Raw genomic sequence first — 11,966 nt, forward strand, 5'->3', positions numbered from 1 at the left:
GCGCACTATGCCCCACCTGTGACGGATCGTCAGCCCAGGTCGCGGGCCTCCGCGGCCGTCGCCGGCTCGACCCGCACCGGGAAGTTCACCGACCGGGCGATGAAGCACTTGGCGTGCGCGGTGGCGTGCAGCGCCTCGGCCTTGTCCGCGGTCGACGGATCGGCCACGGTCACGCGCGGCCGCAGCACGACCTCGGTGAACTGGCCCGCACCGCCCGGCTCGGTGACCATCAGGCCCTCCGCGTCGTCGGTGTACGCGGTCACCACCACGCCGGCCTGCGCGGCCAGCGCGAGGAACCAGAGCATGTGGCACTCGCTCAGCGAGGCGACCAGCAGGTCCTCCGGGTTCCAGCGCGCCGCGTCGCCGCGGAACCCCGGGTCGGCGGAGCCCAGAAGCGTCGGCTTGCCGGGAATGCGCACGTCGTGGTCGCGGCTGTAGGAACGGAAGTCGGCCGTACCGTCCCCGGTGTTCCCGGTCCACTCGACCTGGACGGCGTAGCGGTGTTCGGGGGAGCGCGCTGCCATCGGTGTCCTCCTGGCTCGTGTTCGCGCAGACAAGCCGCGCGGTAGGCGGTTATGCGTGAACCACGCCGGACACGGATGTATGCCGCGGTTGCAGGCCGCGGTCCGCGCGAGCGGGACGGGACGGTGCGTGCCACGCTGGGACCAGGGATTCAGGAGCGTCGAGACATATGTGCTGGAGTGCCACTGCCGATCTAGTCGCCGGAACCGCCGTCAGCGCGGTCGGCGCCGCGACACTTGCCTCGGTACGCCGACCGCGCGACATCGCGCTGGCGTCACTGCCGCTCGTGCTCGGCTTCCACCAGCTCGTCGAGGCGGTGGTGTGGCGCGGCGAAGAGGGCAAAGCCACCGAAGACGCCGCAGAACTGGCGCGCTTCATATGGGCCTTCATAGCCTTCCCGCTGCTGCCCTTCCTCGTCCCCCTCGGCGTGCTCCTCGCGATGTGGCCGACCGTGTCCCGCAACCGGCGCGCCGTCCTCGCCGGATTCTTCGGCCTCGGCCTCGTCACCGCCGCAGGCCTCGGCTACGCCCTCGCCGACGGTCCGGTGCGCGCCACGATCCGCGGCCACACGGTCCAGTACGCCATCGGCATCCCCGAACCCGAGATCCTCATCATCGGCGGCTACCTGGCCGCCACCCTCGGCGCGCTGATCGCGTCCGGCGACAAGATGCTCGTCCGGTTCGGCGCCGTCGGCCTGGTGGGCGCGGCGATCTGTGCCTGGATCTGGACCCGCGAATTCGCCTCCACCTGGTGCGCCCTGGCCGCGGTCACCTCCGTGATGCTGCTCGCCTGGGTACGCGGCCGGCCCGCCGACGGACCCGACGCGGACCGTCGCACCCCCGAGGCCCGCGACACCGCCGCCCGCGTCGCCTGACCCACCGTCAGACGGCTTGCCGGGTACGCCCGGGGGCGCACCGGGCCGCCCGGACCCGGGCGAAGGCGTTCGACCGGTGATCCACCCGGGCGTACGCCGGGGCGGACGTCGTACCGTGGAGTGCATGCGCGTCCTGAATGGCAAAGTCGAGCCGATCACCCAGGTCAGATACCTGCGGGCCCGCCGCGGCGGGGGCACCGAGAGCGCCCTGCTCACGGTCGAGCAGCTGCGCGTCGACAGCCTTCCCGACGGCGTGGACGCGGTCGTGCTCACCGGCGACCTCCAGGGCATCGCCCCGTCCCCCTACGGCGGCGAGGACGTCCTCCTCGGCATCGCCCTCGCCGACCACATGGCCGTGTGGGCGGCCAGCGGCATGCTGCCGCCCCTCGACCGGGTCGGCGTCGTCCTCGCCGGCGACCTGTACGCCGCGCCGCGCGCCAACCGCCGCGGCGCGTCCGGCGAGGTCCTGGACGTGTGGCTGGCCTTCGCCGCCACCGGCTGCGCATGGATCGTCGGCGTGGCCGGAAACCACGACCTGCTCACCGCCGAGGAGGTCGCCGGCCTGGGCAGCGACGCCACCCTCCTGGACGGCGACACGGTCGAGTACGGCGGCGTGCGCTTCGGCGGCGTCAGCGGCGTCATAGGGGACCCGCGCCGCACCGACCGGCGCGCCGAGGAGGAGTTCCTGGCGCTGCTCGCCGAGGTCGGCAAGGCCGCCCCCGAGGTGCTCGTCCTGCACGAGGGCCCGCACGGCGCCCGCCGCGAGCAGTACGGCAACCCGGTCATCAGCGCCCGGCTCGCGGACGGCTCCGCGGCACTGACGGTGTGCGGGCACGTGCACTGGGACCGGCCGCTGGCCCGCCTCGGCGGCGGCCACGTGGTCAACGTCGACGGCCGCGTGGTGATCCTGACCCGGTGACCCGCGGGGCCTCCGCGGCCCCGTCCGGCCCGTCCGGCCCGGATTCCCGGGCCGAGCCGCGCCCCGCGGCCCCGGACACCCGGGCGAGCAGGCAGGATGGTGGGGTGAACCTCATCGACCGGCTCCCCTCCGACACCGATCCCGACAGCCTCTTCGAGGCCTTCTCCGCGTGGACCGAAGAGCGCGGGATCAGCCTGTACCCGGCTCAGGAGGAAGCCCTCATCGAGGTCGTCTCCGGGGCGAACGTCATCCTCAGCACCCCGACCGGCTCGGGCAAGTCGATGGTCGCCCTGGGCGCGCACTACTACGCGCTGGCCCGCGGCAAACGCACGTTCTACACCGCGCCCATCAAGGCGCTGGTCTCCGAGAAGTTCTTCGACCTGGTCAAGGTCTTCGGCACCTCCAACGTCGGCATGATGACCGGCGACGCCAGCGTCAACGCCACTGCGCCGATCATCTGCTGCACCGCCGAGGTGCTCGCCCAGATCGCGCTGCGGGACGGCGACGAGGCCGACGTCGGCCAGGTCGTCATGGACGAGTTCCACTTCTACGCCGAGCCCGACCGCGGCTGGGCCTGGCAGATCCCGATCATCGAGCTGCCGCACGCGCAGTTCGTGCTCATGTCCGCCACCCTCGGCGACGTCACCCGCTTCGAAGAGGACCTCACCCGCCGCACCGGCCGCGCCACCGCCGTCGTGCGCTCCGCGGTCCGGCCCGTGCCGCTCACGTACGAGTACGTCACCACGCCGATCCACGAGACCCTCGAAGAGCTGATGCGCGTCGGCCAGGCGCCGGTGTACGTCGTGCACTTCACGCAGGCCGCCGCCGTCGAGCGCGCCGCGTCCCTGATGAGCATCAACCTGGCGAGCAAGGAGGAGAAGAAGGCGATCGCCGACCTGATCGGCCATTTCCGCTTCACCACCAAGTTCGGCCGCAACCTGGAGCGCTGGGTCAAGCACGGCATCGGCGTGCACCACGCCGGCATGCTGCCCAAGTACCGGCGCCTGGTCGAACGCCTGGCCCAGGCCGGGCTCCTCAAGGTCATCTGCGGCACCGACACCCTCGGCGTCGGCGTCAACGTGCCCATCCGCACGGTGCTGTTCACCGCCCTGTCCAAGTACGACGGGGTGCGGGTGCGCAGGCTCCGGGCCCGCGAGTTCCACCAGATCGCCGGGCGTGCGGGCCGCGCCGGCTTCGACACCGTCGGCCACGTCGTCGTGCAGGCCCCCGAACACGAGATCGAGAACCTCCGCGCCCTCGCGAAGGCCGGCGACGACCCCAAGAAGCGCCGCAAGGTGGTCCGCAAGAAGGCCCCCGAGGGCTTCGTGTCGTGGAGCGGCGACACGTTCGACCGCCTGCAGACCGCCGAACCCGAGCCGCTGACCTCGCGCTTCAAGGTCAGCCACGCGATGCTCCTGTCCGTCATCGGCCGCCCCGGCAACGCCTTCCACGCCATGCGCCGGCTGCTCACCGACAACCACGAGGACAAGCCCGCGCAGCGCCGCCACATCCGCGACGCCATCGCCATCTACCGCTCGCTCCTCGACGGCGCGATCGTGGAGCGCCTCGAAGCCCCGGACGCCGAAGGCCGCGTGGTCCGGCTGACCGTCGACCTGCAGGACAACTTCGCGCTCAACCAGCCGCTGTCCACGTTCGCGCTGGCCGCGTTCGAACTCCTCGACCGCGAATCCCCGTCGTACGCACTCGACCTCGTCTCGGTCGTCGAGGCCACCCTCGACGACCCGCGCCAGATCCTGGCCGCGCAGCTGAACAAGGCGCGCGGCGAAGCGGTGTGGCAGATGAAGGCGGACGGCATCGAGTACGAGGAGCGCATGGAGCTGCTCCAGGACATCACGTACGAGAAGCCGCTCGAGGACCTCCTCGAGCACGCCTACGAGGTCTACCGCACCGGCCACCCGTGGGTCGGCGACCACGAGCTGAGCCCCAAGTCGATCGTCCGGACCATGTACGAACAGGCCATGACGTTCGTGGAGTTCACCAACCACTACGAACTCGCCCGGGCCGAGGGCATCGTGCTGCGCTACCTGGCGAGCGCGTACAAGGCCCTGCAGCAGACCGTGCCGGACGACCTGAAGACCGACGACCTGCTCGACCTCATCGAATGGCTCGGCGAGATCGTCCGGCAGGTCGACTCCAGCCTCCTGGACGAATGGGAGCAGCTCGCCAACCCGGAGGCCGCCGAGGCCGGTCCGGACGTGCTGGACGAGAAGACCCGCCCGGTCACCTCCAACGCCCGCGCGTTCCGCGTGCTGGTCCGCAACGCGCTCTTCCGGCGCGTCGAACTCGCGGCCCTGCGCAAGTACTTCGACCTCGGCGAACTGGACACCGAGACAGGCTGGAACGCGGACCGCTGGGCCGAGGCGATGGCCGGCTACTACGCCGAGCACGACGACCTGGGCACCGGACCGAACGCGCGCGGCCCCAAGATGCTCCTCGTCGAGGAGGAGGAGTGGAGCTGGCAGGTCCGGCAGATCTTCGACGACCCCGAGGGCGACCACGACTGGGGCATCAGCGCGGAGGTCGACCTCGCCGCATCCGACGAGGAGGGCCGCGCGGTGGTCCGGGTCACCGGCGTCGACCGGCTCTGAGCTGCTCCGGGGCCGCCGCTCGGCGGCCCTGAGCCGCTTCCGTGCAGGGTTCGAGCCGACCGGTCCGGCCGCTTCCGGGCCTGCACCCGTCCCTTCCCGAACCGGCTCCGGACCGGCTCGGCACCGGCTCCCGGACCGGTTCAGGAGCGGCCCCGGACCCATTCTGGGCGGCCGCGCACCGGGCGGCACCCTGTCGGAGGCCTCCGCGCTGGGCCGTTCGGCTGATGATGCGCCCTGGCGTACATCAGTCCGGGTGACTCCGCGGCGGTGTTGGTTGATCGCGGCGCGGCGGCGGCCCGACCTTGGTCTCGGAGCCGCCGCACGGCGGTTCCGCATCGTCCAAGGGAGAACACGTGACCAGCTGGGTCAAGAAGACTGCCGTCACCATCGCCGCCGCCGGTGCCGTCCTGGCGCTCGGTGCGGGCACCGCGCAGGCCGACGCCTGGGCGCACGGTGTGGCCGCCGGATCGCCTGGTGTCCTGTCGGGCAACCTGGTCCAGGTCCCGGTCCACATCCCGGTGAACGTCTGCGGCAACTCGGTCAACGTCATCGGCGCCCTGAACCCGGCGTTCGGCAACTTCTGCTACAACGGCTGACGCATCACCTGATGCCCAGGGTCCTCCGGGGCCCGCGCCGTGGCCCCCGTGTCTCCTTCCGTGGACGCGGGGGCCCTCGCGCGTCCGGGCCCGGCCGCGGCAGCGCGAGGCTGCTCGGCGGGCCGGCCCCGGCCGCGGCAAGGGCCGCGGATCCGGGCATTCGCCGCACCGGTACGGCACCATGGCGTCATGGAAGACGCCATGACCGCCTCCGTGCCCCGCTACACCCGTTCCGCCCGTCCGGTCCGGGCCGGCCGCGCCGCCCGTCCGGCCTGCCCGCCCCGGTATGACGCGGGCTGCTGTGCGACCTCGAAGTGGTCGGTGGGGTCGGAGCGTTCGGTGCTGTCGCTGTGGTCGCGCGGCTCGGTCCTGTCGATCGGATCGGAAGGCTCGGTGCTCTCCATCGGGTCGGTCGGCTCGGCCGGTTCGGTGGCCTCGGTCGGCTCCGCACTGTCCGCGCTGTCGGTCGGCTCCTGGCTCAGCGTCGGTTCGGCGCTGTCCGCCTGCTCGCGCTGGTCGGTGCTGTCGTGGCGGTCCTCGGGCGGCCGCATGGAGGCGAACGCCGAGCACCTGCGCGGCTCGGGCGGATCCCGGATGCGCGCCGCGGCCACCGCACTCGTGGTGGCCGGGCTCGTCGCCGGCGCGCTCGGCGCGGTCCGGCCGGGCAGCGCGGAGAGCCCCGGGTCGTCAGGGCGCTCCGTCGGCTGACACCGCGCGGGCACCGGCGGCGTCGGCCGCGCCGTCCGCAGGGGCCGGGAGAGCAGGCGCGGCCGGCTCGGCGGATTCGATCGGCGCAGCCCCCTCGGCGGGTTCGACCGGCGCAGCCGGCGAGGCTGTCGGGGACGTCGGGGCAGTCGCCGCGCGGCGGGCCAAATCCTCGGCCGCATTGTCGAGATAGCGCAGCAGTTCGACCGGGAACGGCAGGATCAGCGTCGAGTTCTTCTCCGCCGACACCTCCACGATCGTCTGCAGCAGCCGCAGTTGCAGCGCGCTGGGGTTCTCCGACATGCGCTTCGCGGCCTGCGCGAGCTTCTCGGAGGCCTGGAGTTCGCCGTCCGCCGTGATGATCCGGGAGCGCCGCTCGCGCTCCGCCTCGGCCTGCCGGGACATGGACCGCTTCATCGACTCCGGCAGGGCGACGTCCTTGAGTTCGACCCGGTCGATCTCGATGCCCCAGCCGACCGCGGGGGAGTCGAGCATGAGCGCGAGGCCCTGGTTGAGCGGTTCGCGGTTGGTGAGCAGATCGTCCAGGTCGCTCTTGCCGATGATGGACCGCAGCGAGGTCTGCGCGACCTGGGACATCGCGTACACGTAGTCCTGGACCTCGACGACCGCGCGGACCGGGTCGCGGACCCGGAAGTACACCACGGCGTCCACCCGCACGGTCACGTTGTCGCGCGTGATGCCCTCCTGGGCGGGCACCGGCATCGTGACGATCTGCACGTTGACCTTGCGCACCCGGTCCACGACCGGGACGACCATGGTCAGCCCGGGCGGCCGGGTCTCCGCCTGGACGCGGCCCAGCCGGAACACCACGCCCCGCTCGTACTGCTGGATGACGCGCGCGCCGCGGGCCGCGGTCAGCAGCCCGATCAGGGCCACGATTGCGATGACGAGCAGAACGGCCATGGCAGGCTCCGATTGCCTTGTGGCGTGGGCGCCCGACCGGTCCGGCCGGGGCCCTGGAACTGTCCGTTTCCCTCCGGTCCCCTCCAGAGTAGGCGGCCCGGGGCCCGGTTCGGGACCTTCGGCCCTGGGCGGAAGGCGGATCGCCGGTGAACCTGGGAGGCGACGACATGCCGCCCGGCGGGCCGCGACCCGGCCGGGCGGACACCGACCGAGGCCCCGGCAGAGCAGAGGAAGCGGGAGGCATGCAATGCCGCGACCACCCCGGACGTCACGCAAGGTGCTGGCGCTGACCGCGCTGTACGCGTGCGGTGTGATGGCGGCGGACCTCTACGGTCCGTACGACGTGCACCTGCACTCCGCGCTGATCGCCGTCCCGGCGATGGTCGCGCTCACCTACCGGGCCGTGCTGACGGTGGTGGCCGGGGTGTTCGCCCTGGGCCTGGTCTTCGCCGTGCACGCCGCCGAGGAGACGGCGCACGACGTCCGCATGATCGGCATCGTGTGCGCGACCATCGTGGTCACCGCGGTCGGCTGCTGGGCGGCCCGCGACCGGAGCCGGTACGACGCCAAGCTCGTCCAGGTCCGGTCGGTGGCCGAGGTCGCCCAGCGCGCCGTGCTGCGGCCGGTCCCGGACCGGCTCGCGGGCCTGCGCCTGCAGGTCCGCTACCAGGCCGCGGCCGCCGAGGCGCGGATCGGCGGAGACCTGTACGAAGTCCTCGACACGCCCTACGGGGTGCGCCTGCTGCTCGGCGACGTGCGCGGCAAGGGGCTGGGCGCGGTCGAGACCGCCGCGGTCGTCCTCGGCGCGTTCCGCGAGGCCGCGTTCGACCAGGTCCGGCTGCCCGCCGTGGCGGAGCGCATCGAGACCAGCCTGGCCCGGCATCTGGGCGCCGAGGACTTCGTGACCGCGGTCCTGGCCGAGTTCCCGCCCGGCGGGGGCGTGCGGGTCCTCGCGTACGGCCACGAACCGCCGCTGCTCGCACACGCCGGCACCGTCGCCCCGGTACGCCTGGGCGCCCCGCGGCTCCCGCTGGGCCTGCACGGCTTCGCGGCGCACCCCGGCTTCGCCGCGGCCGACCCGGAGGAACTCCCGTTCGGGCCCGGCGACCAGTTGCTCTTCTACACCGACGGCGCGGGCGAGGCGCGCGACGCGGCCGGGGAGTTCTTCCCGGTCGCCGACCGCTTCGCCCGGCACCACCGGCGCGCCGCGCCCGAGCAGGTCCTCGACGGCATCGATGCGGACCTGCTCCGGCACGTCGGCGGCCACCTGCACGACGACACCGCGTTGCTGCTGGTCACCGCCGAACCGGTCGCCGAACCGCGCAGCGGTCCCCGCGCCGAGCCGGCCACCGAGTCGGCCACTGAGCCGGGCACTGAGCCGGCCACTGAGCCGCCCGCCGGGTCGGTCCCGGTCCCGGCTCCGGCCGCGGGGCCGGGTGCCGATCCGGTCCGCGAGCCGGTCGCGGGGATGTCCGCCGAGCCGGGTGATCCGGTGGTCCACCCGGTCGCCCGACCGTTCGCCCGGTAGGGCGGGCGGCCGCGCTCCCCGGGCGGTCGCTCACCAGGCAGGCGGCGTCCGGTCGGGCGCCGGCCCGGGTGCCCCCCGAACCGGCGCCGCCGCGATCGCCGCGACCGGCGTACCCGCTCAGCCGGCCTGCGGCAGCGACTCCAGGCCGCCCCGGGTCTCCAGATACGGTGCCGGCCCGGATATCTGCGCGTGGCCGCCTACTTCGTAGCGGCCGCTGTCGAGCCCCCATTCGTAGTTGCCGCGGATCCAGTTCCCGGTGCCTTCCACGGCCCGGTCGACCGAGGTCCGCTCGGCCTCGGTGAGCTGGAGTTCGTCGCACATGCCGGGGATCCGGCCGTGCAGTCCGACGACCTCGTCGAGCAGGTCGTAGGTCATGCGGATCGCCTCGTCCAGCGCCCCGCTGCGTGAGCACTTGAGGTGCCGCTGCAGCACGGTGACGAGGTTGTGCTGGTCGCCGCGCTCCTCTTCGCGGTCCAGCGAGTGCACGTCGTTCATGTACGCGATGCAGTCCGTGGTGGCGTGCCGCAGCCGGCGCATCACCGGATGCGCCTGGACCTGCGGCGGTACCTCGAACCGGCCGATCCGCTCGACCGCGTCGAGCGAGTGCTGCAGCCCCACGGTGTGCTGGCGCAGCGCCGCGTAGCCCTCGAGGTCGAGCACCTCGCGGTGCGCGGCGAGATGGATCTCGCACACGGCGGCGGCCATGAACCGGGCCCAGTTGCTGGCAAACCGGTTCTGCCACGTTTCGGACATGCCCTCGCACATTTGCGGCCAGATTTCGACCCAGGCCAGCGTCACCGGGCACACGATGTCCGGTGCGGTGCCCAGCGGCCGGAACGGAATCGCGATCATCTCGCGCGCCACCGCCGACACCTGCGCCGGGCGGTCGCCCGAGGCGTCGAACTGGTCGTCGAACAAGAACGCGAACCCGAACCAGTTGACGAGCATGTCCAGGTCGTCGGCCAGTGCGTACGGGTATGTGCGTGCGGCGGCCTGGGCGAGGTCCCACGAGGCGTACTCGCGCAGACCCGCCTCTCCGCGCACCAGACCGTGCCTCCACGTCCAGTCGAGATTGCGGACCCGCGCCCGATCCAGGTCCGGGCTGACCCGCGAGGCGAAGGGGATCGTGAAATGAACTGATTGCGGCATTGGAAGTCTCCGTCCGACTCAGCCGGCGACGCGATGCCCCGGCTCCCACCCGAGCCGTTCGAACCATGGTTCCCACGGCTCGCCCAACCTCTACCCCTGGGGGGAAGGCCCCGCAAGGTTCCTATACCGCCGAATTACCGTGGGTGTCCCCACTGTGACCTGATCGGCAATTCACAGGCAATTGTCGCCAGTTGCTACCCCTTTGCGGAGGCAGAAACCGATCGGATGCCGACAGGCCGAGGTTAGGGGCGCACTGCCGGGTGCGCGTCGCGAGGGTCCCTCGAAGGGGTTCCGCACACGGTTACCGGGAAGTAATGTGCGCGCATGACGAGCGAGCAGCGCACCGGCGAGAACTCCGCGGACCGCACGTTCACCCCGCCGCGGACGTCCCGGCACCACTACGACGTTTTGGTTGTCGGCTCGGGATTCGGCGGATCGGTCAGCGCGTTGCGGCTGACCGAGAAGGGATACCGGGTCGGTGTCCTGGAAGCGGGCCGCCGCTATTCCGATGCCGACCTCCCGCGCACCTCATGGGACCTGCGCAATTACCTGTGGGCGCCCTGGCTCGGGATGTTCGGAATCCAGCGCATCCATGTGCTCAAGGACGTCGTGGTGCTGGCCGGTGCGGGTGTCGGCGGTGGCTCGCTCAACTACGCCAACACGCTCTACGAACCGCCCGCGCCGTTCTTCCGCGACCGGCAGTGGGGGCATATCACCGACTGGCAAGAGGAATTGTCGCCCTTCTACGCCCAGGCCCGGCGGATGCTCGGCGTCGTCGTCAATCCGCACATGACGCCCGCCGACGAGCACATGAAGGCGGTCGCCGAGGAGATGGGCAAGGGGGATACCTTCCACCTCGCCCCGGTCGCCGTGCTGTTCCCGCGGGAGGGAGAACGCCCAGGTCAGCAGGTCGACGACCCGTTCTTCGGCGGCGCCGGACCGCGGCGTACCACCTGCACGCAGTGCGGCTCGTGCATGACCGGGTGCCGTGTCGGAGCCAAGAACACCCTGTTGAAGAACTACCTCCACCTCGCGGAGCGCGCGGGCGCGGAAGTGCACGCCGAGCGCACGGTCCGGCGCGTACGTCCGCTCGCAGGCGGGGGGTACGCCGTCGAGACTGTGCACACCGGCGCGCGGACAGGGCGCACTGCGCGGCGCACACTGCGGACCTGGACCGCCGACCAGGTCGTGTTCGCGGCCGGCACTCTCGGCACCCAGCGGCTCCTGCACCGGATGGCCGACGAGGGCACCCTGCCGCGGCTCTCCGGCCGCCTCGGCGAACTCACCCGCACCAACTCCGAGGCCCTCATCGGCGCCGCGGCGCTGAAGACGGGCGTCGTGGACGCCACCGCGGGGGTGGCCATCACCTCGTCCTGGCACCCGGACGAGAACACCCACATCGAGCCGGTCCGCTACGGCAAGGGCTCCAACGCGATGGGCCTGCTGCAGACCCTCCTGACGGACGGCGACCGCCCGCGGCTGCGCCAGTTCTTCGGCCAGTTGGCCCGCGACCCGCGCAAGGCCCGCATGCTCAGCGTCCGCAACTGGTCCGAGCGCACGATCATCGCGCTCGTCATGCAGTCGCTGGACAACTCGCTGACCGTCTACCGCAAGAAGGGCCTGCTCGGCCGTACCAAGATCACCACCCGGCAGGGCCACGGCGAGCCGAACCCGAACTGGATCCCGGTCGGCCACGAGGCCATGGAACGCCTGGCCAAGCGCATCGACGGCATCCCGGGCGGGACTTTGGGCGATCTGTTCAACGTGCCGATGACCGCGCACATCCTGGGCGGGTGCGTGATCGGCGACTCGCCGGAGACAGGTGTGGTCGACCCGTACCACCGGGTGTACGGCCACCCGGGGCTGCACGTTCTCGATGGCGCCGCGGTGAGTGCGAACCTGGGGGTGAACCCGTCGCTGACCATCACCGCGCAGGCCGAGCGCGCTGTCGCGCTGTGGCCCAACAAGGGCGAGCTGGACATGCGGCCGGACCTCGGGGAGCCGTACCGGCGTATCGCGTACGTCGAGCCGAGGACTCCGGCGGTCCCGGCCGATGCGCCGGGGGCGCTGCGGCTGCCGATCGTGGAGATCAAGGGAGGCCGGCCGAGCGGCACGGCGTGACGGGTGGCGCGCGGCGGGC

General features: G+C 72.2%; 10 protein-coding genes. 7 read left to right on the top strand and 3 right to left on the bottom strand.

The annotated features are described in order from the left end of the window. Window positions 1–29: 29 nt before the first annotated feature. Window positions 30–524, bottom strand: a complete 495-nt coding sequence (locus tag LZ495_RS12570) for an OsmC family protein (protein ID WP_235052210.1) — start codon at window positions 522–524, stop codon at window positions 30–32. 167 nt (window positions 525–691) lie between these two features. Here LZ495_RS12570 and LZ495_RS12575 point away from each other — a divergent pair, with 167 nt between their 5' ends. The 5 genes from LZ495_RS12575 (at window position 692) to LZ495_RS12595 (ending at window position 6,228) form a co-directional block, all read left to right on the top strand. Beyond that, window positions 692–1,396, top strand: coding sequence for a DUF6629 family protein (locus LZ495_RS12575; protein ID WP_235052211.1), 705 nt, complete (start codon window positions 692–694; stop codon window positions 1,394–1,396). A 124-nt stretch (window positions 1,397–1,520) separates the two neighbouring features. Continuing rightward, entirely contained in the window at window positions 1,521–2,315 is a 795-nt protein-coding gene (locus tag LZ495_RS12580; RefSeq protein ID WP_235052212.1) for a metallophosphoesterase family protein, read from the top strand. A gap of 104 nt (window positions 2,316–2,419) precedes the next feature. After that, the gene (locus LZ495_RS12585; protein ID WP_235052213.1) at window positions 2,420–4,924 is read left to right on the top strand and encodes a DEAD/DEAH box helicase; all 2,505 of its coding nucleotides are present in this window, start codon (window positions 2,420–2,422) and stop codon (window positions 4,922–4,924) included. A 353-nt stretch (window positions 4,925–5,277) separates the two neighbouring features. Further along, window positions 5,278–5,520, top strand: coding sequence for a chaplin (locus LZ495_RS12590; RefSeq protein WP_235052214.1), 243 nt, complete (start codon window positions 5,278–5,280; stop codon window positions 5,518–5,520). Between the two features lie 189 nt (window positions 5,521–5,709). Beyond that, window positions 5,710–6,228 carry a hypothetical protein gene (locus tag LZ495_RS12595; protein WP_372498561.1) on the top strand — a complete coding sequence of 173 codons (519 nt, stop codon included), beginning with the start codon at window positions 5,710–5,712 and terminating at the stop codon, window positions 6,226–6,228. On the opposite strand, the gene LZ495_RS12600 is transcribed toward LZ495_RS12595, so the two are convergent. Next, window positions 6,208–7,149, bottom strand: coding sequence for a slipin family protein (locus tag LZ495_RS12600; RefSeq protein WP_235052215.1), 942 nt, complete (start codon window positions 7,147–7,149; stop codon window positions 6,208–6,210). The genes LZ495_RS12595 and LZ495_RS12600 overlap by 21 nt on opposite strands. A gap of 247 nt (window positions 7,150–7,396) precedes the next feature. Here LZ495_RS12600 and LZ495_RS12605 point away from each other — a divergent pair, with 247 nt between their 5' ends. After that, the gene (locus tag LZ495_RS12605; RefSeq protein ID WP_235052216.1) at window positions 7,397–8,677 is read left to right on the top strand and encodes a SpoIIE family protein phosphatase; all 1,281 of its coding nucleotides are present in this window, start codon (window positions 7,397–7,399) and stop codon (window positions 8,675–8,677) included. A gap of 117 nt (window positions 8,678–8,794) precedes the next feature. Here LZ495_RS12605 and LZ495_RS12610 read toward each other — a convergent pair whose 3' ends face one another. After that, window positions 8,795–9,826, bottom strand: coding sequence for a terpene synthase family protein (locus tag LZ495_RS12610; protein ID WP_235052217.1), 1,032 nt, complete (start codon window positions 9,824–9,826; stop codon window positions 8,795–8,797). A 324-nt stretch (window positions 9,827–10,150) separates the two neighbouring features. Here LZ495_RS12610 and LZ495_RS12615 point away from each other — a divergent pair, with 324 nt between their 5' ends. Continuing rightward, window positions 10,151–11,947: a GMC oxidoreductase gene (locus LZ495_RS12615; RefSeq protein WP_235052218.1), complete on the top strand. Its 1,797-nt coding sequence runs from the start codon at window positions 10,151–10,153 to the stop codon at window positions 11,945–11,947. Window positions 11,948–11,966 lie beyond the last annotated feature (19 nt).

It is taken from the genome of Yinghuangia soli, from assembly GCF_021502675.1.
GTDB lineage: Bacteria > Actinomycetota > Actinomycetes > Streptomycetales > Streptomycetaceae > Yinghuangia > Yinghuangia soli.

What these genes read in the sequence shown, in the direction of transcription:
- LZ495_RS12570 (WP_235052210.1), bottom strand. Translation starts at nt 524, where the DNA reads ATGGCAGCGCGCTCCCCCGAACACCGCTACGCCGTCCAGGTCGAGTGG.
- LZ495_RS12575 (WP_235052211.1), top strand. Translation starts at nt 692, where the DNA reads ATGTGCTGGAGTGCCACTGCCGATCTAGTCGCCGGAACCGCCGTCAGC.
- LZ495_RS12580 (WP_235052212.1), top strand. Translation starts at nt 1,521, where the DNA reads ATGCGCGTCCTGAATGGCAAAGTCGAGCCGATCACCCAGGTCAGATAC.
- LZ495_RS12595 (WP_372498561.1), top strand. Translation starts at nt 5,710, where the DNA reads ATGGAAGACGCCATGACCGCCTCCGTGCCCCGCTACACCCGTTCCGCC.
- LZ495_RS12600 (WP_235052215.1), bottom strand. Translation starts at nt 7,149, where the DNA reads ATGGCCGTTCTGCTCGTCATCGCAATCGTGGCCCTGATCGGGCTGCTG.
- LZ495_RS12605 (WP_235052216.1), top strand. Translation starts at nt 7,397, where the DNA reads ATGCCGCGACCACCCCGGACGTCACGCAAGGTGCTGGCGCTGACCGCG.
- LZ495_RS12610 (WP_235052217.1), bottom strand. Translation starts at nt 9,826, where the DNA reads ATGCCGCAATCAGTTCATTTCACGATCCCCTTCGCCTCGCGGGTCAGC.
- LZ495_RS12615 (WP_235052218.1), top strand. Translation starts at nt 10,151, where the DNA reads ATGACGAGCGAGCAGCGCACCGGCGAGAACTCCGCGGACCGCACGTTC.